The organism is Microbacterium sp. Yaish 1, assembly GCF_002245215.1.
Taxonomy (GTDB): domain Bacteria; phylum Actinomycetota; class Actinomycetes; order Actinomycetales; family Microbacteriaceae; genus Microbacterium.
Genome location: NZ_NPMR01000001.1, coordinates 1,157,270 through 1,179,810, shown reverse-complemented (window position 1 = coordinate 1,179,810; position 22,541 = coordinate 1,157,270). Strand labels below are relative to the sequence as shown.

At 67.3% G+C, this 22,541-nt stretch carries 22 protein-coding genes, 1 tRNA gene and 1 pseudogene; 14 read left to right on the top strand and 10 right to left on the bottom strand.

Features of this window, described 5'->3' with window-relative positions; all coding sequences use genetic code 11:
• Positions 1-23: 23 nt before the first annotated feature.
• Positions 24-803 carry an SDR family oxidoreductase gene (locus CI089_RS05560; RefSeq protein ID WP_094260608.1) on the bottom strand — a complete coding sequence of 260 codons (780 nt, stop codon included), beginning with the start codon at positions 801-803 and terminating at the stop codon, positions 24-26.
• Between the two features lie 100 nt (positions 804-903).
• Between CI089_RS05560 and CI089_RS05555 the strand changes: the two genes are divergently transcribed.
• Positions 904-1,761, top strand: coding sequence for a helix-turn-helix transcriptional regulator (locus CI089_RS05555; RefSeq protein WP_094260607.1), 858 nt, complete (start codon positions 904-906; stop codon positions 1,759-1,761).
• Here CI089_RS05555 and CI089_RS05550 read toward each other — a convergent pair.
• The gene (locus CI089_RS05550) at positions 1,758-3,143 is read right to left on the bottom strand and encodes an MFS transporter (protein WP_094261254.1); all 1,386 of its coding nucleotides are present in this window, start codon (positions 3,141-3,143) and stop codon (positions 1,758-1,760) included. The two genes, CI089_RS05555 and CI089_RS05550, sit on opposite strands and share 4 nt — an antisense overlap.
• 71 nt (positions 3,144-3,214) lie before the next feature.
• Here CI089_RS05550 and CI089_RS05545 point away from each other — a divergent pair.
• Positions 3,215-3,305, top strand: a tRNA-Ser gene (locus CI089_RS05545).
• A 310-nt stretch (positions 3,306-3,615) separates the two neighbouring features.
• Here CI089_RS05545 and CI089_RS05540 read toward each other — a convergent pair.
• From CI089_RS05540 to CI089_RS05515, 6 genes are all read right to left on the bottom strand, one after another.
• Positions 3,616-5,856 (bottom strand): glycoside hydrolase family 3 N-terminal domain-containing protein, encoded by a 2,241-nt coding sequence (locus CI089_RS05540; protein WP_094260606.1) that lies wholly within the window; start codon positions 5,854-5,856, stop codon positions 3,616-3,618.
• Positions 5,853-6,878: an ABC transporter permease gene (locus CI089_RS05535; RefSeq protein WP_094260605.1), complete on the bottom strand. Its 1,026-nt coding sequence runs from the start codon at positions 6,876-6,878 to the stop codon at positions 5,853-5,855. The genes CI089_RS05540 and CI089_RS05535 overlap by 4 nt, the downstream gene beginning before the upstream one ends.
• Positions 6,879-6,880: 2 nt before the next feature.
• The gene (locus CI089_RS05530; protein ID WP_094260604.1) at positions 6,881-7,960 is read right to left on the bottom strand and encodes an ABC transporter permease; all 1,080 of its coding nucleotides are present in this window, start codon (positions 7,958-7,960) and stop codon (positions 6,881-6,883) included.
• A complete protein-coding gene (locus tag CI089_RS05525) occupies positions 7,957-8,766 on the bottom strand; it encodes an ABC transporter ATP-binding protein (protein WP_094260603.1) in 810 nt (269 codons plus the stop codon). The genes CI089_RS05530 and CI089_RS05525 overlap by 4 nt, the downstream gene beginning before the upstream one ends.
• Complete coding sequence (locus tag CI089_RS05520; protein WP_094260602.1) at positions 8,763-9,587, bottom strand: ABC transporter ATP-binding protein; 825 nt, start codon at positions 9,585-9,587, stop codon at positions 8,763-8,765. The genes CI089_RS05525 and CI089_RS05520 overlap by 4 nt, the downstream gene beginning before the upstream one ends.
• 88 nt (positions 9,588-9,675) lie before the next feature.
• The gene (locus CI089_RS05515; protein WP_094260601.1) at positions 9,676-11,337 is read right to left on the bottom strand and encodes an ABC transporter substrate-binding protein; all 1,662 of its coding nucleotides are present in this window, start codon (positions 11,335-11,337) and stop codon (positions 9,676-9,678) included.
• Positions 11,338-11,517: 180 nt separating this feature from the next.
• On the opposite strand from CI089_RS05515, the gene CI089_RS05510 reads away from it, so the two are divergent.
• The 3 genes and pseudogenes from CI089_RS05510 to CI089_RS05500 all read left to right on the top strand — a co-directional run bounded on the left by CI089_RS05510 (position 11,518) and on the right by CI089_RS05500 (position 13,485).
• Positions 11,518-12,153, top strand: a complete 636-nt coding sequence (locus CI089_RS05510; protein ID WP_094260600.1) for a TetR/AcrR family transcriptional regulator — start codon at positions 11,518-11,520, stop codon at positions 12,151-12,153.
• Between the two features lie 356 nt (positions 12,154-12,509).
• Positions 12,510-13,204, top strand: a pseudogene (locus CI089_RS05505) (SOS response-associated peptidase).
• A gap of 59 nt (positions 13,205-13,263) precedes the next feature.
• The gene (locus tag CI089_RS05500; protein WP_143738913.1) at positions 13,264-13,485 is read left to right on the top strand and encodes a hypothetical protein; all 222 of its coding nucleotides are present in this window, start codon (positions 13,264-13,266) and stop codon (positions 13,483-13,485) included.
• Positions 13,486-13,598: 113 nt separating this feature from the next.
• Here CI089_RS05500 and CI089_RS05495 read toward each other — a convergent pair whose 3' ends face one another.
• Both CI089_RS05495 and CI089_RS05490 read right to left on the bottom strand, forming a co-directional pair.
• Positions 13,599-14,264, bottom strand: coding sequence for a hypothetical protein (locus CI089_RS05495; RefSeq protein ID WP_094260597.1), 666 nt, complete (start codon positions 14,262-14,264; stop codon positions 13,599-13,601).
• Between the two features lie 81 nt (positions 14,265-14,345).
• A complete protein-coding gene (locus CI089_RS05490) occupies positions 14,346-14,612 on the bottom strand; it encodes a hypothetical protein (protein WP_143738912.1) in 267 nt (88 codons plus the stop codon).
• A gap of 1,737 nt (positions 14,613-16,349) precedes the next feature.
• Between CI089_RS05490 and CI089_RS05485 the strand changes: the two genes are divergently transcribed.
• The 9 genes from CI089_RS05485 to CI089_RS05435 all read left to right on the top strand — a co-directional run bounded on the left by CI089_RS05485 (position 16,350) and on the right by CI089_RS05435 (position 22,535).
• On the top strand, positions 16,350-16,619 hold the full coding sequence (locus tag CI089_RS05485) for a hypothetical protein (RefSeq protein WP_094260595.1): 270 nt from the start codon (positions 16,350-16,352) through the stop codon (positions 16,617-16,619).
• A complete protein-coding gene (locus tag CI089_RS05480; protein ID WP_094260594.1) occupies positions 16,619-17,092 on the top strand; it encodes a WXG100 family type VII secretion target in 474 nt (157 codons plus the stop codon). The genes CI089_RS05485 and CI089_RS05480 overlap by 1 nt, the downstream gene beginning before the upstream one ends.
• 84 nt (positions 17,093-17,176) lie before the next feature.
• A complete protein-coding gene (locus tag CI089_RS05475) occupies positions 17,177-17,956 on the top strand; it encodes a hypothetical protein (protein WP_143738911.1) in 780 nt (259 codons plus the stop codon).
• A gap of 123 nt (positions 17,957-18,079) precedes the next feature.
• Complete coding sequence (locus CI089_RS05470) at positions 18,080-18,373, top strand: hypothetical protein (protein ID WP_094260592.1); 294 nt, start codon at positions 18,080-18,082, stop codon at positions 18,371-18,373.
• A gap of 116 nt (positions 18,374-18,489) precedes the next feature.
• Positions 18,490-18,834 (top strand): hypothetical protein, encoded by a 345-nt coding sequence (locus CI089_RS05465; RefSeq protein WP_143738909.1) that lies wholly within the window; start codon positions 18,490-18,492, stop codon positions 18,832-18,834.
• A gap of 11 nt (positions 18,835-18,845) precedes the next feature.
• Complete coding sequence (locus tag CI089_RS05460) at positions 18,846-19,310, top strand: hypothetical protein (RefSeq protein ID WP_143738907.1); 465 nt, start codon at positions 18,846-18,848, stop codon at positions 19,308-19,310.
• Positions 19,311-19,551: 241 nt separating this feature from the next.
• On the top strand, positions 19,552-20,073 hold the full coding sequence (locus CI089_RS05455) for a hypothetical protein (protein ID WP_143738906.1): 522 nt from the start codon (positions 19,552-19,554) through the stop codon (positions 20,071-20,073).
• Positions 20,074-20,399: 326 nt separating this feature from the next.
• Entirely contained in the window at positions 20,400-20,924 is a 525-nt protein-coding gene (locus CI089_RS05445; protein WP_143738904.1) for a hypothetical protein, read from the top strand.
• Between the two features lie 1,305 nt (positions 20,925-22,229).
• Positions 22,230-22,535 (top strand): hypothetical protein, encoded by a 306-nt coding sequence (locus CI089_RS05435; protein WP_094260585.1) that lies wholly within the window; start codon positions 22,230-22,232, stop codon positions 22,533-22,535.
• Positions 22,536-22,541: the final 6 nt, after the last annotated feature.

The following is a 22,541-nucleotide window of genomic DNA, read 5'->3' as shown; positions in this document are numbered from 1 at the left end:
CTGGCAGGGGCTCATGAGAGTCGCTACCGGGCCCCTCTCCGACCTGCGTGCGGGTCGCTGGAGTTGAGTGTGCGCACGACATCGGCGTAGTCGCCGCGGGCTTCACCATGGCGTAGGAACTTCACGCGCTCGACGAGCACTTCGCGCACATCGGCATCCCGCTCGAGGATCGTCATCACCTCGTCGACGAACTCGTCGAGCGGCTGCGCCTGCGGGTTGTCGGCGTGACCGGGCATGAGGTCGGTCTGCACAGCCGGCGGCACGAGCTCCACGATCTCGACGGGGGAGCCGGCGTACTGCAGGCGCAGCGATTCGCTCAGCATGTGGATCGCGGCCTTCGTGGCGTTGTAGCTGGGCGTCGCGGCGAGCGGGGCGAAGGCCAGCCCCGACGAGACCGTCATGATCGTCGCGGCGGGGCGGCTCAGCAGGTGCTCGATGAATGCGCCGATCAGCCGGACGGGCCCCAGCAGGTTCGTCGTGACGGTGCGTGCCGCGCTGTCGACGAAGCCCGCGGGAGAGGTCCAGTCCTCGGCGTTCATGATGCCCGCCATCGTCACGAGCACGTCGAGGTCGGGATGGCGTTCCAGAACCTCGGCGGCGGCGCGTTCGATGGATGCGGCATCCGACGTGTCTATTTCGACGCCGTCGATGCCGGGGTGCGCGCCGGACAGCTCGTCGATGAGCTCGCGCCGGCGGCCACCGACGATGACCGTGTTGCCGCGTGCGGCGAGGGAGAGGGCGAGAGCACGGCCGATGCCGCTCGTCGCGCCAGGGATGAAGATGGTGCGTCCGGTGATGTCCATGCGACGACTCTCGTCGCGGCATCCCCATGCGTCCAGGCACGCCCGAACGGGGGAGCGGCGGTCCCTGGCTCGAGCAGGTCGCCGCCGTCACAATGGTTGCGTGGACCGCGCCGCACTCGCTCGATTCCTCCGTGCCCGTCGCGAGCGGCTGCGCCCGGAGGATGTCGGACTGCCCTCCGGGGAGCGCCGCCGGGTTCCGGGCCTCCGGCGCGAAGAGGTCGCGCAACTCGCTCTCATGAGCGCCGACTACTACACGCGTCTCGAGCAGGAGAGGGGCCCGCAGCCGAGCCTGCAGATGCTCGCGTCGCTCACGCGCGCGCTGCGGCTTTCGCGCTCCGAGCGAGACCACTTGCATCGCCTCGCGGGGCATACGCCGCCGGAGCGCTCCGGTGCCGCCGACCACGTCGCTCCCGCGCTGCAGCGGGTGCTCGATCGGCTCGACGACATCCCGGCGCTCGTGATCTCCGAGCTCGACGAGACTCTCGCGCAGAACGACCTCGCGCGGGCTCTCTTCGGTGCGCGCGAACGACGCACCGGTCCCGAACGCAGCGGCGCCTGGTGCTGGTTCGTGCATCCTGTCAGCGAGCGGGCGGTGTACCCGGCATCCGATCACGACCGGCAGAGCCGGGCCATCGTGGCGAACCTCCGGGTCGTGGCGGGCCGCGCTGGCGCAGGATCGCGGGCGGCGCGTCTCGTCGACGACCTGCGCGAGCGCAGCGCCGAGTTCGCGCGGCTGTGGGATCTCGAGGAGGTCGCCGAGCGGTTCGCGGATCACAAGGTCGTGGTGCATCCGGCCGTGGGCGAGATCGAGGTCGACTGCCAGGTGCTCTTCACGGAGGACCGTTCGCAGGCGCTCCTCACCCTCACGCCCGAGCCCGGGTCGGACGCGGCGGAGAAGCTGCGGATGCTGTCGGTGCTCGGCCCGCTCGCGGCGGAGCGCTCGCCGGGCGTGCGCTAGCCCGCCGCTGCCGGGGCGGTGGCTGAGGGTGCGCTGTTCCGGATGCCGGCGAAGGCGATGAGCCCGCCCGCGGCCATGAGTGCGGCCGTGACGATCGCCGCCCGGTGGAAGCCGGCCAGGTCGAGCGCGCCGCCCACGATGGGTGCGAGGAAGGCGATGACCACGAGGCCTGCGACCCGCGCGACGGCGTTGTTGACCGCCGAGGCGATGCCCGAGCGCTCGGAGTCGATCGCGCCGAGGATCGTCGAGGTCAGCGGCGAGACCGTCGCGCCGAGCCCGAGTCCGAACACGACGAGGCCGGGGAGCACCTGCCACCAGTAGTCGAAGCGCTCGCCGACGAGCAGCAGCATCAATGCGCCGCCGGCCATGACGAGGGGGCCGACGGTCATGAACAGGCGCCCGCCGAGGCGTTCCGCGAGCGAGCCGGCCCGCGGGCTCAGCGCGATCAGCAGCACCGTGGTCGGCAGGCTCGCCAGGCCCGCAAGCGTCGCACTGAGGCCGGCGCCCTCCTGCAGGTAGACGCCGACGACGAAGCCGTTCAGCGAGAGGGCGGCGTAGACGAACAGGGTCGCGAGGTTTCCGGTCCAGTAGTTTCGCACTCGGAAGAGCGCGAGCGGGAGGATCGGATGCCGCGACGTGCGCTGCCGCAGCAGGAACGCCGCGAACATGACGGCCCCGCCGGCCAACGGCATCCAGATCGCGGGGGAGGTCCACCCGAGGTTCGGCTGCTCGATCAGCGCGAAGACCATGCCGCCGAGGCCCGCCGTGCACAGGGCCGCGCCGAACCAGTCGATGCCGGCGTCGGCCCGGCGCTCGTCGTGGACGGGGAGTCGCGCGACGAGCCACAGCGTGACGGCCACCGGCAGGACGTTGATGAGGAACGCGTAGCGCCAGGAAAGCAGGTCGACGAAGAGGCCGCCGAGCAGCGGGCCGACGAGCGAGGCTCCCGTCGTGAAGGCCGTCCACAGGCCGATTGCGCGGGAGCGCTCGTGGCCCTGGAGGAGCGACGTGATGAGGGCGAGTGAGCTCGGTACGAGGAACGCGCCCGCCGCGCCCTGGACGGCGCGCGCGGCGATGAGGAAGACCGGATCCTGCGCGAGTCCTACCGCCACCGAGGCGATGCCGAAGCCGATCAGCCCGATTCGGAGGACGAGGAGTCGCCCGTAGGCGTCGCTGACGGAGCCGGCGAGGAGGATGAGCGACGACAGCGTCAGCAGGTACGCGTCGACCGCCCATTGCTGCGTTGCGAGGCCGCCGCCGAGCTCGCGCTCGATCGCCGGGAGCGCGACGTTCACGATCGTGCTGTCGAGGAAGGCGACGGATGACGCGAGCGACGCGATCGCGACGATGAGAGCTGTCTGCGGGGCCGATGATCGCGTCACGAACACACGCTACGCCTGACGCGGGACGCCGCGGTTCGCAGCATCGCCTCGGATGTCGTAAGCTGGTCGGCGGTGACGTGTCCGAGCGGCCGAAGGTGCAACTCTCGAAAAGTTGTGTAGGGTAACCCCCTACCGTGGGTTCAAATCCCACCGTCACCGCCATCGAAAACCCCCGGTTATCCCGGGGGTTTTCTGCATGTATCGGCCGGTGTGGTGCAGTTCCGGTGCACATCTGGAGGTGAAGTCGTGGCATCCGCCAGTGTCCTGGGGGTCTGGTTTGGGGCGAACCGAGGCTGTCGCTGGCCGCATTCGCGGGCACACTCGAGCTGGTGAAGTCAGCCCTCGACTGCGCTCCCCGCCAAAACGATCATTTCTGGCCGGCTCGTCGACGCAGTCTCACCGGTCGTCCGCATGGGGTCCCCGATCGCCTCACCAGCAGAGAGCGCATCCCGACGGCGACCGCTCGATGGGTTCAGCGGATCTCGAACGAGACCGACCGTAGCGTCTCGGTGCGGGACGACGGTCCGATGAGCAGCTCGAACTCTCCGGGTTCCACGATGCGGGTGCCGGCGGCATCCACGATCGTGCACTCGGATGCCGGCAGGTCGATCTCGATCGTGGTGCTGGTGTCGGCGGCCAGGTCGACGTGCCGGCACGTCTTGAGTTCCTTGTCGGCCCAGCTGACGGACGTCACCGTGTCGCGAACGTAGACCTGGACGATCTCGTGCGCAGGGCGCGCACCGGTGTTCCGCAGCGTGATCCGCGCACGGATGGTGTCGCCGGCCGAGACGGCGGGTGTGAGGATCTCGGGCTCGTCGTACTCGACGGTTGTGTACGACAAGCCGTCGCCGAACGCGAAGGCCGGCTCCTGCGTGAGGTCGGCGTAGCGGTCGCCGTGCTGACCGCGGATCTGGTTGTAGTACGTCGGCTGCTGACCGGCGTGACGCGCGAACGAGATCGGCAGCCGCCCGGCGGGCTCGATCTCGCCGAGCAGCAGCTCCGCGATCGCGCGGCCGCCCTGCATGCCCGGATTCGCGACCCAGACCACGGATGCCTCGCGCACCGACTCCGGCAGGACGAGAGGCTTCGACGCCATGAGCACGACGACGAGCGGCCGGCCCGTCGCCGCGAGGGCGTCGAGCAGGGCTCGCTGGCCGCCGATGAGGTCGAGCGTCGCGGTCGAGCGGCCCTCGCCGACCAGCTCGATCCGGTCACCGACGACGGCGACGACGACGTCCGAGCGCTCCGCGAGGGCGACCGCCTCCGCGATCCGCGTCTCGTCCGGGTCGCTCGGGACGATGATGGCGGGACGCGGCTGGCCGTCGGGGAACGTCCCGGCCGGATCGTCGGTGAGGCGGAGGATTTCCGCACCCTGGGCGTATTCGACCGTCGCCCCTGAACGCTCGCGCAGCCCATCGAGGACTGTCGTTATCTGCGCCCGCGGGTGCCCCTGCGGCATCCAGTCGACCTGTCCGGAGGAGCCCGCCCAGTCGCCCAGCTGGGTCTGCGCGTCGTCCGCGAGGGGACCCACGACGGCGATGCGCCGCGCGCTGGGCGCGAGGGGCAGCGTGCCGTCGTTGCGCAGCAGCACGAGCGAGCGCCGCGTGACCTGGAGATTGAGGTCGTTGTGGGAGCCGCGGGCGATCACCGAGGCGATGCGCTCCCGATCGGGCAGGCGGGGGTTCTCGAACAGGCCGAAGCGGAACTTCAGCGACAAGATGCGGCCGACGGCCTGATCGATGTCGGCCTCGGTCAGCATCCCTCGATCGACGGCATCGAGCGCCCCAGAGAAGAACCCGGGCGTCGTCATGATCATGTCGTTCCCGGCTCTCACGGCGGCCGCCGCCGCGTGGGTGTGGTCTGGCTGCACCTTCTGCTCCCACACCATGCGTCCGACGTTGTCCCAGTCGGTGATGAGGGTGCCCGTGTAGCCCCACTCGCCGCGGAGGACGTCGCTGAGCAGCCAGTCGTTCACCGTGATCGGCACGCCGTCGGTGGTCTGATAGCCGAGCATGAAGGTGCGGCATCCCTCCCGAGCGACGCGTTCGAACGGCGGCAGAAACCAGGAGCGCAGCTTGCGGCGCGAGATGTCGGCCTCGCTGGCGTCGCGCCCGCCCTGCGTCTCGGAGTATCCGGCGAAGTGCTTGGCCGTCGCGAGGATCGCGTCGGGGTCGGCGAGGCCGTCGCCCTGATAACCGCGGACCATGGCTGAAGCGAGCTCGCCGATGAGGAAGGGGTCCTCGCCGAAGGTCTCGTTCACGCGGCCCCAGCGCAGATCGCGCGCGATGCAGAGGACAGGGGAGAAGGTCCAGTGGATGCCGGTGGCCGCAGCCTCGGCGGCGGTCGCCTTCGCAACCAGCTCGACGAGCTTCGGATCCCATGTCGAGGCCATGCCGAGCTGGGTCGGGAAGATTGTCGCGCCCTCCCAGAAGGAGTGTCCGTGGATGCAGTCCTCGGCTACCAGCAGCGGGATGCGCAGCCGCGTCTGCGCCGTGAGCTCGGCGGCACGGAGCACCTTCGCGGGGGACGTGTGCAGAATCGAGCCGGCGTGGCGCTCGTGCACGATGTGCTCGAGGTCCTCGCGGGCGTCGAACTGCATCATCTGCCCGACCTTCTCGGGGAGCGTCATGCGTCCCAGCAGGTCAGCGACCCTCTCCTCGACGGTCAGCGCGGGGTCGCGGTAGGGGGCAGCGGGCAGGTCGACGACGGTCATGCGGTGCTGTCCTTCGAGGTCGTGCCGTGCGGTGCGGCAGAGGCGGGGGCGCGGACGACCGTGACGGCGTCGTTGACGTTCAGCCCCTTCTTCTTCATCGCGCGGGCGCGCTCGCCGGCCGAACGCAGACGCGGGTTCACGTACTCGTCGATGCCGAAGTTGATGAGCGAGAGTGCGACGCCGATCGCGGCGATGCACAGGCCGGGAGGCAGGTACCACCACCACTGGTTCTGCCGGAACGCGCCCTGGGCGCTCGCCCAGTTGAGGATGGTGCCCCAGTTGTAGGTGTTCACGGGGATGACGCCGATGTACGAGAGCGTCGTCAGCCCGAGGATGGCGGCGGTCACGGTGCCGACGAAGCTCGCGGCGATGAGAGCCATGAGGTTCGGCAGCATCTCCACGGCGATGATGCGGTGCAGCGGCTCGCCGTTGGCGCGGGCGGCCTGAATGAAGTCACGGTTGCGCAGCGACATCGTCTGCGCGCGCAGGACGCGTGCGCCCCACGCCCATCCGGTGATGCCGAGCACGGCCGCGATGAGCACGAGCGGCGGCTGCTCGAACATCGACGCGACAATGATGATGAGAGGCAGACCGGGGATGACGAGGAAGACGTTGGTCAGCGCCGACAGGCCTTCGCTCTGCCAGCCTCGGACGTAGCCCGAGACGACGCCGACGACGATCGCGATGATCGTCGCGATGATGGCGGCGAGGAAGCCGACGACGATCACGCCGCGGGTGCCGTGGATGACCTGGCTGAGGACGTCCTCGCCGATATGGGTCGTGCCGAGCCAGTGCTCGGCCGACGGCGGCTGGAAGCGCGCCGTGTTGTCGACCTGCGTCGGCGAGAACGGCGCGAGGACGTCGGCGAAGATCGCGATGAGGACGAAGAAGCCGAGGATCGCGAGGCCTGTGATCGACTTCGCGTTGCGGAACATCGCGAACGCCGAACCGAGACGCGACCAGAAGGTGTTCGGGATCGGCTCCTGCGTGCGGGCCATGCGGATAGTGGCGGTTGCAGTCATGGTCAGGCCTCCGTCTGGCGGGTGCGGGGGTCGAGGAACGCGTACGCGATGTCGGCGAGGATGTTCGCGACGAGCACCGACAGCGTGATCACGAGGAAGACGCCCTGCATGAGCGCGTAGTCCTTCGCATTGGTGGCGTCCAGGAGCAGCTTGCCGACGCCGGGGTAGCTGAAGACCATCTCCATGACGATCGTGCCGCCGACGATGAAGCCGATCGACAGTGCGAAGCTCTGGATCTGGGGAAGCACCGCGTTGCGCGCGGCGTAACGCCAGAGGACCCGTGAGTTCGGCATCCCCTTGGCCTGTGCGACCGTGATGTAGTCCTCGTCGAGCACCGTCAGCATCATGTTGCGCATGCCGAGCATCCAGCCGCCGAGCGAGGCGATGATGATCGTCACCGCCGGGAGGGTGCCGTGGTGGATCACCTGTCCGATGAACTCGGGGGTGAACTCGGGCGAGACCCCGACTCCGTACGCCTTGCCGATCGGGAACCACTTGAGGTTCACGGAGAAGAGCGCGATGGCGAGCAGACCGAGCCAGAAGTAGGGGATCGTGCTGAGGAAGGTCGTGACCGGGATCAGGACCTCGGAACGGCTGCCGCGACGCCAGCCGATGATGGCGCCGCCGATCGTGCCGATGAGGAACGAGACGATCGTGGCGAACCCGACGAGACCGACCGTCCACGGCAGCGACTGGCTGATGACCTCGGTCACGGGACGAAGGCCGTGCAGCAGCGAGACGCCGAGGTCGCCGCGTAACAGGAGGCCCCAGTAGTCGAGGTACTGCTGCCACAGCGACTTGTCGGTGTCGATGCCCAGCAGGGCGCGCAGGGCGTCCGCTGCCTCGGGGGTGACGTTGCGGTTGCGGGCGAGGTACTGGTCGACCGCGTCGCCCTTCATGAACCGGGGCAGGAAGAAGTTGATCGTGATCGCCGCCCACAGCGTGAACAGGTAGAAGAGGGCGCGACTGCCGAGGAAGCGCCACGGGATGCGGGTGCGTCCTCTGACTGTCGCGGTGGCGGTCGTGCCTACCTCGAGTGCGTCAGTCGATTCGACGGGCGGTTGCGGCTGGACGGCGGTCACCGGGCACCTCCGGGCAGTCCCGGAGCCGCCGCGAAGTGGCTCTCGGGGTCGGGGGACGCAGCGCGGAGCTCCTGCGTGTACGGGTTCTGCGGGCGCAGGATGACGTCGTCGGCGGTGCCGCTCTCGACGACCCTGCCTTGGTTGAGGACGAGGATCTCGTCGCTGAAGTGCCGCGCGGTCGCGAGGTCGTGGGTGATGTAGAGCACCCCGAGCCCCTCTTCGCGCTGCAGGTCGGCGAGCAGGTTCAGCACTCCCATGCGGATCGAGACGTCGAGCATCGACACGGGCTCGTCGGCGACGAGCAGGCGGGGACGGGATGCCAGTGCCCGGGCGATTGCGACGCGTTGCCGCTGTCCGCCCGAGAGCTCGTGCGGGCGACGGTCGATGACCGAATCGGGGTCGAGGCGCACGCGCTCGAGGAGCCGGCGGACCTCGTCCTCGACCTCGCGCTTCGGGACCACGTTGTCCAGGCGCAGCGGGCGCTCTATGTGGTGGCGGATCGAGTGGTAGGGGTTCAGTGAGGCGAACGGGTCCTGGAAGACCATTCGCAGCTGCTGGCGGTAGCTACGCAGCCCCTTGCCGCGGCGGGGAATGGGAGTGCCGTCGAGGCGCACCTCGCCGCTCGTGGGGGTCTCGAGTTGGGTGAGGATCTTGGCGATGGTCGACTTGCCGCTTCCGGACTGGCCGACGAGGCCGATCGTCTGCGCGGACGTCAGTGTGAACGAGACGTCGTCGAGGGCTTTCATCTCTCCCGCGCCGCGTACGTGGTACACCTTCGTGACGCCGTCGAATTCGAGTGTGGTCATCGGACGACGACCCCCCTTTCACCGGTGAGTCGCGGGAACGAGGACAGCAGGGTGCGCGTGTACTCGTGCTGCGGGGCGGTCCAGATGCGTTCGGCGGTGTCGATCTCGACGATCTCGCCTTCGCGCATGATGGCGATGCGGTCGCTGATCTCGAGGAGCAGCGGCAGGTCGTGGGTGATGAAGATGACGGAGAAGCCGAACGCGTGGCGTAGCTGCGAGATCTGCTTGAGGATCTCGCGCTGGACGAGCACGTCGAGCGCGGTGGTCGGCTCGTCCATCACCATCAGCTGCGGGCGGAGGGCGAGCGCCATTGCGATCATGACGCGCTGGCGCATGCCGCCGGAGAGTTCGTGCGGGAAGGAACGGCTACGGGCGGCGCCGACCTTGACGATCTCGAGAAGTTCGTTCACCGCGTCGCGCCGCGCGGCGCGGTTCATGTCGGGGCGGTGGACCTCGAAGACGTCGGATAGCTGCGAGCCGATCGTGGCGACCGGGTTGAGCGCGTTCATCGCGCCTTGGAAGACCATGGAGATCTTGTCCCAGCGGAAGCGGCGCATCTCTTCCGGATCGAGCGAATTGACGTCGACGTCCTCGCCGGAGACGTCGCGGAAGACGACGGAACCGCTGGAGATGACGGCGGGCGCCTTGAGCAGCCGCTGCACCCCGTAGGCGAGGGTCGTCTTGCCGCATCCGCTCTCGCCGGCAAGCCCCAGGATCTCGCCGCGGCGCAGTTCGAGGCTGACGTTCTTGACGGCTTCGACCGGGGGGTCGACGTCGTAGACGACGGAGAAGTCGTCGACGGACAGTAACGAATCGCGCATCGGTGCGTGCTCGCTTTCGTGGAGGTGAGCAGGGGTGGTGGGGCGGATGCCGCCGGGCCAGCGGCATCCGCCCCGTCACTCGGTCGGGTTACTCTGCGGGCTTGAGCTTCGTCAGGATCTGCACGATGCCGGGCTGCGTCGGGTCACCTGCGGCGTACTGGTCGTCCTCAGAGGGCCAGCCGACGTAATTGCGCGTGTTGAACTCGCCGAGGAGCGGGTGCGCACCGAGCGGGATCGCCGGGATGTTCTCGACGAACGCCTTCTGCAGTACGGCGCTGGCGCCGGCGCGCTCCTCATCGGAGCTCGCATTGGCGTAGGTGTTCAGCGCCTCGGTCACCTGCGGGTCGTCGAAGCGACCGAAGTTGAATGACGCCTTGTCGTCGACGATCCACTTCGGGTCCATCGTCGACGTGTACAGGCCGTACGCGTTCCCGGTGTCCTCGAGCCAGTGGATGATCGCGTCGAAGTCGCCTTCCTGGCGGGCGGCGTCCCAGCCGCCCCAGTCGGGCTGGTCGACGTTGACCTTGATGCCGAGCGCCTTATCGAGCTCCTCAGAGATGAGGGCCTGCTCGGTGTTCCAGTCGCTCCAGCCGGCGGGGACCGAGATCGAGAACTCGACGGCCTCACCGTCAGGGTCGGTCAGCGCGCCGCTGTTCCAGGTGTAGCCGGCGTCCTCGAGGACTTCCTTCGCCTTGTCGACGTCGACCGAGTAGTTGTCGTCCTTGAACTCGTCGATGATCTCGCTCTCGAGCACGGAGCTCAGGCCGGTCTTGTTCCAGATCACCTCGCTCGCGCCTTCGCGTGCGATGTCGACGTAGGCCTCGCGGTCGATCGTCCACGCCAGGGCCTCGCGCAGCGCCGGGTCGTTGAAGGGCTTGCGCTGCAGGTTCATGAACAGCGTGCCGGCACCCGGGGTCGGCGAGACGAGGAAGACGTTGTCGGGGTCGGCGTCGAGGTAGCTCTCCTGGATCTGCGGGATGAATGCCTGCGCCCAGTCGGCGTCGCCGGTGGCGAGCGCGGTCGTGAGGGCCGCGTTGTCGCCGTAGGAGACGTAGTTGAGCTGAGGCACGGCGAGCTCGCCGCCCCAGTAGTCGGGATTGGCGGTCAGCGAGACCGACTCGGTCGACCAGTTGGAGAGGACGTAGGGACCGGTGCCGACGGCCTTGCCCTCATCGGTGAGGGGGTCGGTGTTGGGGTCGGCGATGTCCTTCCAGATGTGCTCGGGCACGATCGGGGTGTGCAGGACGCGGCCCTGAGCGGTGAACTTCGACTCGTCGAAGGTGATCGTCACGGTGTCGCCGTCGGCCGTGACGTCGGTAACGCCCAGCGCGCCGGTGTCGGTGAGCTTTCCGCTCAGGTACTGGGTGAAGGTGAAGACGATGTCGTCGGCGGTGAACTCTTCGCCGTCGCTCCACTTCACTCCGCTGCGGGGCGTGACAGTGAGCTGCGTGTAGTCGTCGTTCCATTCGACCGTCTCGGCCAGCCACGGGGTGGTGCCAAGGTCGCCGGTGGGGTTCACGAGGGCGAGGGACTCGAAGATGACTTTGCCGTAGCCGTACTTCGACGCGGAGGAGTCTGCCAGGTACGGGTTGTGCGATTCGGTCGTGATCGCGCCGTCGGGCTTGGCGATGGTGAGCACAGCTCCGCTGCCGCTCGCGTCGGAATCGTTGTCACCGCCACCGGCGGCGCAGCCGGTGAGGATCAGTGCCGCGGTAAGGCCGGCGGCGGCGAGGGAGGTTTTCAGCCTCATTGCGTCTCCTTCAGGTGTGGTTTCGGCGCCACGACATGGTCCTTGCAGGAGTGCCACTCGGCGCTGAGTGTGATCGCAAGGGAGAACTTACAATCAAGTAAGTAAGTTCACAAGCCTCAAAGACACGGACCCCGGATCCTGCGTAAGATCTGATCCGCAACGGGGAGAAGAAGGCACACCATGGCCGAGAATCGGCAGCAGACGAAGTCGCGCCCGGCGACGCTCGTGCGTCGACGGGAGATCCTCGACGCAGCGCAGGAGATCTTCGGGGCCAAGGGCTTCGCGAACGGCACCCTGCAGGACATCGCGGACCAGGTCGGGATGACGCACGCCGGCATCCTTCATCACTTCGGGTCGAAGGATCAGCTGCTGCTCGAAGTTCTCGAGCACAGGGATCAGACGGATGTCGCGGACCTGGACGGCGGACGCATCCCCGGCGGGATGGCTCTGTTCCGCCATCTCGTGCGCACGGCGATGATGAACATGCGACGAGCGGGGCTTGTCCAGACCTACGCAGTGCTGTCGGCGGAGTCGGTCACCGATGATCACCCGGGGCGGGCGTACTTCGAGCACCGCTACACCGAACTCCGCCGAGATCTGCGCGAGGCATTCGAGCGGATCTGCGAGGAACGGGGAATCACCGATCCCGGATCGATCGAGTACGGGGCGGCGGCGATCCTGGCGGTCATGGACGGTCTGCAGGTGCAGTGGCTGCTCGACCCGACAGCGGTCGACCTGGGGCGAGCGTCGGAGTTCGCGATCGAGGCGATCGTGGCGTCGGTGATCGATCCGCGTCCGTCGATCCTGGACATCTAGCGCTGGCGATCACCCTTGTGGGTCACACTTGTGCGCGCCCGAATACTGCCTGCGCTACCGGCCCGCTGCCCGCTTTTTCCGGCTTGAAGGATCGCGAGCTCCCGACGCTGTAGCGCGTGCTGTCGCGGCCTTTGTCGCCGGCGACGTCGACGACTGATCGGCCGGCTGTACGAGCGTGAATCTGCGCCGACACCTCCCCGAAGCCCCACGTCCGAGCGCGCGCGTTCGAATAGTGCGGATAAGTGCGAATATCGCGGGTCAAGTACAGACCCCGTGAAGTGAGATGGGGCTGAGCCGTAGACGGTCAAGCTGACGACTCCTCGACGCCGACCAGGTCGCGCCGTAGGGTCGCTCGTATGTGCGGCCGATTCGCGAACGACGCCAAGACCGGCGAGCTGATCCGGGAGTACGTCGCCGGCGGCGGGAAGCCCGAGGACTGGGCGAGCGCGTGGGGTGGCGCCGACTCGATCGCGCCGACTCAGGACGCCCCGATCGTCCGTGACCGTGGTGAGGGCCGCCTTCTCGAGCTCGTGCGATGGGATTGGCAGAAGCCAGCGAACCGGGCGCGGGGTGGCCCGATCATCAACGTCCGGATGGAGAAGCTCGCGCAGGGTTCTGGGCGCCGGCGTTCAGCGCTGCCCGGTGTATCGTCCCCATGCGCGGGTACTTCGAGTGGACCGGTGACGAGACGCCGAAGACCCCGCACTTTCTCCACGGCGACGGGCTGCTCTCGGATGAGGGACTGACCTGGTCGATGGAACTGCCGAACGGGGAGAAGTCACGCTGCTTCGTCGTCATCACCCGCGAGGCACGCGATGCCAGCGGCGAGGTGCACGACCGGATGCCGGCGTTCCTGACCCCCGACGCTTGGGATGACTGGCTGACTCCGGACAAGCTCACCGGCGATCGCAAGGCCAAGACGCTGGCGATGCTCGAGCACAGCTCGGGTGAGGTGGCCTCGACCATCCGCGAGCACATCGTCGACCCCAAGGTAAGCAACTCCCGGACCGTCGACCCGGCTGATCCCAGCTTGCTGGAGCCGGTGGGCTAGCGATGGAGATCCCGCAGCCGCCGTCAGACCCGAAGGCCCGGGCGCGTAGTCACCAGCTGATGGTTGCGAGCATCCTGAGCTTCTCCCTCGCAGGGCTGCTCCTGGTGCTCACCATCGATGACCCGGACAACGCGGTGCGCTGGCTCGTGCTGACGGGATGGATCGTTCTCGTCGTCGCAGGCAACGTCTACGCCTGGCGCCGGTACTACCGCGAGTACCGACCTGAGCCTTGGCCCGGGGACCCGGGCGCCGACTCAAGGGCCCCGACCTATCTAGGCTGACGCCGTGATGCCGCTCGTGCGCAGAGGGATGCGTGACTGACCACGTCGGGTAGGCGAAGACGACGGGCGACTACGAGCGTGCCAGCGCGTACTGTCGCTCTGGACTGAGCGTCTTAGGCGTCGGGGTCCTGGTACGACCCGAATCGATGCTCGGTCCCATCAACTTTCCAGATATCGAACGGCGTCACGGCACCTGGCAGGCCCCGCAGTTGCGCGATATCGACTGGGTCGCTGGCAGTGCCATTGATGAACGCCTCGCGGACATACCAGGTGTCGTCTGTCCGGATCGATGCGGCTGCGTGCGCGTCGCACGCGGCGGGCAGGAACTCTGCCGTTCCCCTCAACTGCTCGGGCGCAGTCTCGTAATTCACTACCGCTTCACAGCGATCGCCGCGATACTCGACCTCGAGCGTCCGACTGATCCCATCGTTCACGTCGGGGTCGTTGGCCGCTGAGTGCCAGGCCAACAGGACCGCCGCGAACTCGTCGGCGGTCGCGGTCGGCGCCATGTGAACCACATTCCGAGCGGTCGCCGCATACGTGATGCTCTGTTCCGACCCGAACGTGTCCACGTCGTCCACGCCGGGGAGGTTCTCCACGACGGCCTGCAGCCGGTCAGCTTCGGCTTCCCCATCATCCAACCCCAGCAGCAGCGAGCACCCGGACAGGAGCGCAGAGGCGATCGCGATCTGCGCGCCGACGACGCAGATGCGGCCAATCGAGCGCCATGCACGAATCGCCTTGTTGGCCCTTTTGCGATCGGCCCATCGGGTCCTCATGCGGCGAGCCTAGCGAGCCGTTTGGCCTGTTCCGATGGCGCCCGGCAGAATCTTCGCCCCGCGACCTCGACCGCGACGCAGTCAGGGTGTCGGCGCCTCGAGCAGGTACATCGGCGTGATGCCGGCGGCGGTGACCTCGAGGTGACCCGCCAGATGCTCCTCAGCCCGGTCGCGGTTGCTGTGGCGGGTGCGCTCCATGTAGCCCGAGAGGCGTCCGCAGTTGCCGCAGTTCTGAGGCAGGACGGCGTAGCGGTTGGCTTGCACACGCCTCCAACCGCAGTCGTTGCAGACCCAGGCGCCGCAGGACGGGCAGTCGGTCGTCGGCGTGGGCGGTGCCGGCCTGGTCATGGTGAAGATCCTTCCAGGTCGGGACTCGGAGGTCGCGATCGATCCAGGCTGACGGCGTGATGCCGCACGACGAGCTGGAGGGCGGGGAGCAGCCGAACTGCGACCTGTGCGGCACGGTCATGCGTACAGCGGACGGTGCGTTCGAATGTGGGTACTGCGGCTCTAGCGTCGAGATCCCGTGGGTTGAGCGCCCTGGCTCGGGTGAGGAAGCTCGCGGGATCAGGGGTGGCTGACTCTCCGCGGGGCTCCCGTTGTGCCCGATGTGCCGTTCTGCTCGCAATCGCCGGTACACGAAAATGGCCGGTCCGCCCGGTTATCGGGTTGCTGCTGTACCGTTTTGAACACGAAACGGTACACCCGGATGCCGCTCGCTCGGGGAGTATGTCCCGATCAGGAGCTGCTTTTTCTTCAAGAGATCAGTAAATGTACCGTTTGTACCGTTCTTTCACATGAACTCCTATACGCACACGCGCATGCGCACACGTGTGAGAGTTTCCGCTTAGCGGTGGTACAAACGGTACATTTCGTCAAAACGGCCGATCAGCGCTGAATCGCCTCAAAAATCGCCGGTACACAAAGTGGTACATGGATCAGGCGGCTGCGCGCCGTCGGCCGGGATCTACCTTCTGACCGGCCGTTTCTCCACGCGCCAAGCGCTCATGCGTGTACCGAAAAAACAGTACACACGAGCGGGTCACCGCTCGAGCCCTCCCGAAAGCGGCTGCAAGGCGGCGGTAACCGGCTCATCGGCTTCTACCGCGTGCAGTTCGGGGAAGCGGCGGTGCCGTTCCGCGACAGTCGTCCTCGGCGCGATACGAACTGCGGCGACCGATGCGTTGGAGCCGTCAACGGCGCGGACCGCCTGGTGCTCGAAGCGTGCTCGGGCCGTTCGCTGGCACCACGAGGTGGCGCATTCGGTGCCGTTTGCCGGGTGGGGTCATTTGGTGGCCGCTGTTGGGTGGGGTCATTTGGTGGCGGCTGCTGGGTGGGGTCATCTGGTGGCGGCTGCTGGGCGGGGTCATCTGGCGGCACCTGCTGGGCGGAACCATTTGGTGGCGCCCCTGCTGAGCGGGGCCTTCGGACGGGCTTGTGCTGTGCGGCGCCGCTGAATGGCGTCCTTCGCAGGCACCCGGCTGGGTGGGGTCATTTGGTGGCGCCCTGCTGGGTGGGGTCATTTGGTAGCGCTCATGGACGCCGCCGATCGCGGCTACTGAGGCTTCCCTGCTGGGGCCCTCGTCCCCCTCGGGTGGCGGGGGTTCTTGCTTTGCGCTGTCGAGCGCGAAGCAAGATGCCGGTGGTGCCCGATAGGAAGAGCACATGCCTCGACATCGTCCCTATCGGTCCCTCGCCTCAGCCACGGGGCGCACGGTTGATCTACGACTCAGAGGCCAGGATGAGCTCGACCCACCCGAGCATGAAGGGGTGCTGATCCTCGCGACCACCGGCTGGCGGAGCCGGCGGCGTGCATGGGTCAGGTACAGCGACGGGCGGGAGGATGTCATCCACGAGACCGAGATGACCGCCTGCGCATGCCCCGACGCGCCACACAGCTGACCAGCCTGGCGCCCTCGTATCGCCCCCGGCGCAGCACCAGCTGCGACCAAGGGCTTCTTCTTTCGGGCTGACGCCCGAGACGCTCGGATCGCACGGGCGCGGCATTATTGAAGAATTCTCATCCGTTTGGTCGATTCGCTTCGTCGACCGCGCTCATAGGCTGGTGATGCCTTTGGGGGTGGCATGACCGACGTTTCCGTGGATTTCGACACGCTTCATTCGTCGGCAACCATGATCGGTGCGGCGGGCCGTGCTGTGAGGAACTCCGGCGAGCTTGGATATGTCGGCGAGAGCGTGATCGGATCGAACGAGGTCGCGTCTGTTCTGCAGGATGTCGCGACCGAGCACAGCATTCGCGCGGAAGTCGCGAGCGAGACGCTGGTGACGGTTGGTCGGCGCCCGGAGGCGTCGGCGAGCGAGTTCACTCATCTCGACGGAGTCATGGCGTACTGATGGTCGACCGGAATGACCCTGGTGCCGGCGACCCTTCCGCGATTGCTGCCATGGCCGATGACTGGGGTGAGCGGGCGGAGAGTATCCGTTCGTCGCAGACGAGCGTTCGTTCCGCAGCGGAGGCGGCATCCGGTTCGTCGTGGTCGGGTGAAGCTCACGATGCGTTCCAGCGGCAGGTGGCGGCGGTGGAGCCCGATCTGCTGGTGCTCGCGACGGGCATGAGTGCCGCGGCCGGTGCGCTGAGGGGCTACGCGGAGGTGGTTCGCGCGATCAAGGACGAGCAGGACTCGCTCGCCCGACGCCGCGCTGTTGTCGAGGATGAGCGCGAGGAACTCCGGGGGCAGCTGCGGGTTGCGCGTGCGGAGTCGTCGAACAACTACGTCTCGTTTCCCGAGCCCGTCGCTCGCGCTCGTGCGTTGGAGATCGAGCTCGGCGAGACCAGGGATGCTCTTGACGCCGTGGAGGCGGAATGAGATGCGCTGTGTCAGCGGCGTGCTGCGGCCGACGATGCACTGATCTCGGCGCTGTCGTCCCGGGATGTGCGAGGCGCGCTTGGGATGTTCGCTCGCGGGGGCGCTGCGGCGATCCCACGGGGCGGGCTGCTGACGCTGGTCGCGTCGCTGTCGGAGGCGGATCTTCGGGCGCTTGTCGCGGTGCATCCTGAGGTCCTCGATCAGATCCGCAGTGTCCCGGCTGCGGAGGTTGCCACCTGGTGGGGAGCGCTCGTCGACGGGACCCGGACTCTGCTGGTGCGGGGCATCCCCGAGCTGATCGGAACCCTTGGTGGTATCCCGGCTGTTGTGCGCGAAGCGGCGAACCGGCTGGTCGCCGCGGTGAATCTGGAGGGCCTCCTGCGGGAGCGAACCCTGCTCACCGGTGAGGGGCCGCCGATCCTTGGCCCTCTCTCCAGGCTGGCCGACCCGTGGTTGTTGAGACAGATCATCCACCAGTTCAACGAGCAGCAGTACGTTGATCGCCTTGCCGCTCTTGACTCCGAGATCGCCTACCTCAAGCGCGTGGTGGCGGGAGATGTGTCGCTCTACCACTACGACCGGGACCGGCAGCAGATCATCGAGATGTTCGGTGACGTTTCGAAAGCGGATGTCATCATGAGTTTCATGCCCGGCACCAACACCACGATGGAGAGCTTCTACTCCTCCACCGCCGACGAGGGGCTGACATGCCTGACGCGGCGGATGGTCGAGTATCCCCCCGATGGTGTGGAGTTGGCGGGCTTCGTGCTCAAGCAGGGGTTCTTCCCGTACCTCGCTCCGCCGGAAGTGGCGGTGTTCGGGCCGCAGGTGAACCTGTGGGCTCTGCCGCTCGGCAGCCGTTAAGCGGCGTTCGAGGAGGAACTGGATGTCATCACCGACTCGACACCTCTCCTTCCCGTCGAGCACTCATTCGGGTCGAGCCCCGGCGGTCAAGCTGAACGGCTGGGTGCTGACTTCCAGGCACGCGTGGTCCTGGCAGGCATCGGGATGCTGGAAGGGTGGGAACCGCAAGACGGCACCGCTTACTACGCCATCCAAGGCCCCACCGACATCAACCGGGCGCTCGATGGGATGCAGGTCGACCCGTTCGGATACGCCGTGACCGCCAGCGAAGAGAACGGCTTCACCGAGCTCGACTCCGGATTCACAGGCTTCCGTCCCTTCGGGCAACACGGGGACGTGATCTCACCGGACCCGTCCGTGAACCTCCAGACGCATCGTCATCTACGACGCATCTTCTTGGAGGTAGTCGACGGGTGAGGTTAGCGCGAAGATTCGCCGCGGGAGTGGTTCTGGCTTTGGCGGGCATGACGATGGCGGGGTGTGCGATGGCAGGACACCCGACGCTCGAAGAGGCGCGGGCTGAGACTCAGGCCGTGTTGCAGCAGATTGCGGACGAGGTTCCCGATGGTGTTGTCGAGGTTCGTACGCCTGATTCGGCCTACCTGGCCTGTGACGGTGGCGGGTATTACTCGATCAATCACTGGGTCGTCACGCCAGGGCCCGAATTCGACGGTGAAGCGTTCGTCGACGCGTTGCCCGAGCGATTGGGTGATGGCTTCGTTGTTGCCGAGGTGGTGGACATCAAGTCCCCGGCCGTGGCCCTCAACCACGTCAGCGGCGCGGCCCTCGACGTCGTGGTCCTTGGGTCGGATGGCGATGTTGTCGTCGATCTTCTCGGGCTCGCGCCATGCGGCGATGGCGAGCCACCGACCGAATGAGCAGCGAACCAATGAAGCAATCCCGTGCAGTGTCGGTCACTGCAGTTCTGACGCTGGCAGGCATGACGACGGTGGGGTGTGCGATGGCAGGAAGGCCGACGCTCGAACAGGCGCGGGCGGATACTGAGGCCGCGATGCAACGAATCGCGGACGAGATCCCCGGAGGTGTCGTCGAAGTGCGAACTCCCGACTCGGCTTACCTGGCTTGCGACGGCGGCGGGTACTACTCCATCAACCGCTGGGCAGTCACCCTACAGCCGGGTTTCGACGGCGAAGCATTCGTCGACGTACTCCCCGGCCGCCTGGGGTCTGATTTCGTGGTCGCTGAGACGGTGGACATCAGGTCCCCAGCCGTGGCCTTCAACCACGCCAGCGGGGCTGTCCTCGACGTCAAGGTATTCGGGGACGAAGGAGACATCGTCGTGGACCTTCTCGGTCTCGCCCCATGCGGCGATGGCGATCCTGAAGCAGGGTGAAGGGGTGTCGGTCGTGAACGGATACCCGCGGAGGCATCGTCGTCGACCTGCTCGGCCTGACTCCCGGGGGGGGTGAGGGAGCCTCCGGTGAGATGATCCCCTCCTCGGCGCGTCGTCTCTATCGCTCCCTCGCCTCGGCCATGGCGCGCACGTGGATCTACAACTCAGGGGACAGGCTTCTTGTTTCGCGCTGTCGTCCGAGGCCTCTGGATCCAGCGGGCCACGGGGCATGATGTCATCCATGCAGAAGCAGCGGGGCGCGATGTCAGCGGTCATCATCGCTGCCGCCTGTGCGGTCTTAGCCGGCTGCTCGCAGGAGGTCACCGTGGAGAACGTCGACGGCGTCTTGTGGCGGCAGGTCGCTGCCTTCGAAGACCCCTTCATGTCAGCTGTGCACGATCGCTCGGACCTCACCCTCGATGCCTACGTCCATCGCCTCGCTTCGAGCGCTCAGCAGTGGGACGGCACAGACGCCGGGGCTGCTCAGCTCGGTTTGGAGGATGGTGGGATCGCGATGTACGACGTCTCGATCAGCGCTGAGAAGGTGACGCTGTCGATGTTCGTCAGTTCCGGGCCGCGCCGAGGCGGCGACAGCTACGGACCTGATGAGCTCTACACCTGTGCCCGGTTCACAGTCAACGCAGACCCCGGCCCCTCCGGTGGAGGCGTGAACCGGGACGCTTTTGAGGAGTGCCCCGACGCGCTCATCGCGGTCCTGGGCGATGGAGCAGCGTTCGCCAGGGTCTCCGTGTTCGACGGCTGACCGCGGACCGGGCGCCGCAGACAGTATGCGCAGACGAGCCCCGCGCCATGCGGTGATGGCGATCCTGAGGCAGAGTGAGGGGTGTGGCCGGCGAACGGATACGTGATGGCGCCCACCCGCGCCTTTTCGGCCCTCGTCGTCATGAAGTTGACAGCCATGGCCACATCGGGATGTGCAGCGGCCGGGCGCCCGACGGTCGAAGAGGCCCGGGCGGAGACCGAGGCGCTCTTGCAACAGATTGCGAACGAAGTTCCCGGCGGGGTCGTGACGGTTGTGGTCGACCTGCTCGGCCTGACTCCCTGCGGGGTAGGGCAGCCTCCGGCGAGATGATCCCCACTTCGGCGAGACCACCGTACGGCGCAGACGCCGCTTTCGAAGCGGCTCCCTCGAGGCGCGCAAAGGGCGTCGCGCTTTCGGTGATACTCGCGTTGGCTGCAACGACGATGACGGGGTGCGTGATGGCAGGTCGGCCGACGATCGATGAGGTGCGTGCTGATACGGACGCGATGATGCAGCGCGTCGCGGATGAGGTTCCCGGCGGGGTTGCGGAGGTTCGGCCGTCCGACTCGCCCTATTGGAAGTGCGCCGAAAACTCCTTCTCCTACTCGACGCGCTGGACAGTTGCCCCTGAGGAGGGGTTCGACGGTTCTGCCTTCATCGAAGCGCTCCCGGCTCGTCTGGGCGACGGGTTCCGTGAGTTCGAGACGGTCCAGGTATCGGTGCCCGCCATCGCATTGAAGCACTCCAGCGGTATGCTCCTCGACGTCCAGGTGATCGATCTGGACGGCCGTACGGTCGTCTCCCTGCTGGGCGTCTCTGCGTGCGGTGAAGGGGAACCGCCGGCGGAGTAGCCGGGATCGGCTGATCGCTCGCCACGCGATCTCGCCTCCAACGGCCTGCGACCGGCGATCGGCTCGGGCCCCACTACCGCCTCGCGACCCGGCACTCACACTCGGCGGTCGGACACTCAGATCCCCACGGTGAGCCTGCTAGGTGCCGTGGGCCACTCCTAATCTCGTGCGTGAACGAGAAAAAGGGGAAGCACATGAGACGGCTCAGGGCTCGGTACCTGACGGCGGTGGCCGCGGTGTCCACCGTCGCGCTGATCGGCGTCGCCGTGCCCGCGCACGCTGCGCCGACCGCCGCGGAATCGGTGCGGTCTGAGGCGGCGAGCCCGCGGGCTCTCGAGGAGATCATCGCCTCGGGTGACTCCTCCGTCAGGGCGCCGGGAGAGCAGTTCCATGTTCTTGCCCATCGTGGGCTCCTGCCCGCCATCACCGGAACATTCGAGTTCACCGTCCCTGACCACGTCGAGGTCGTGGGCATGCAGCACCAGTCTCAGGGACAGCTCGCCTTCACTCTTCACGATGACGGCCGCACGGCGCGGTCCGTCTCTTCGAGCGTCTCGATGCCCGACGGCATCTTCATGCGGATGCGCCTGTCCGAGGACGCGCCCCCCGGAGCCGTCCTGCAGGGTGGCGCGATGCGGATGCTGTCACCGGACGGAGAACCGTTCGCCGCCGGCGCCTTCACAGTGACCGTGCTCGATCTGCCGATCGTGGAGGAGCACCCTGTCGACGTCATCGTCGACGTCGGGAGCGACGCCGAGTTCACGACCTCCGCCTCCGGCGACGGCGTCCGCACCCAGTGGCAGGTGTCGGCCGACGGTGGTGCGACCTGGTCCGACATCGTCAGGGCGACCGGCACCACGCTCCGCGTCGAGGCGACGACGGCCGAGATGAACGGATGGCGGTACCGTGCGGTCCACACCAACGCCGCGGGGTCCGTCAGCACGGATCACGCTGTGTTGACGGTTCGCACCGCGCCGCATTTCATCACGAACCCGTTGGATCTCGTTGTTCGGCCGGGAGACGTCGCGCCCTTCGTGGTCTACGCAGTGGAGATCGAGGGATCGTCTTCGCTGGCTGTGACCTGGGAGATGTCGCGGGATGGTGTGCTCTGGGAGACGTACGAGCACGGGACCTTCGAAGAGCTCATTTTGTCTTCCAACCTCCTATTCCTGAACGGCGTCACCGCGGATATGGACGGTCTCCGGTTCCGGGCCGTGGCCGAGAACCCACCTGGGCCGCGCTGTCAGCGACCCGGCGCTGCTCACCGTTCTCGCCGCGCCGGTCATCGATTCCCATCCCGCCGACGTGCGGACGCTCGTCGGCCACGATGCGGTGTTCCGGGCGAGCACCCCCGCGGTCTCACCGAACCGCACGCAGCAGTGGCAGCAGCGAATCGCGGGCGGCGAATGGGTCGACATCCCGGGTGCGACGCAGCCCGAATACTCGACCGGGCCGACCACGCTCGCCATGGACCAGACCGAGTACCGGATCGTGTTCACGAACGGCCACGGCTCGACCGCATCCGAGCCTGCGACCCTGACGGTCCGTCCGTCTCTGCCGGCATCGGTCAGCGTCGCGCCGACCGTCCGGCTCGTCGATCGGCTGCCCTGACTCCGC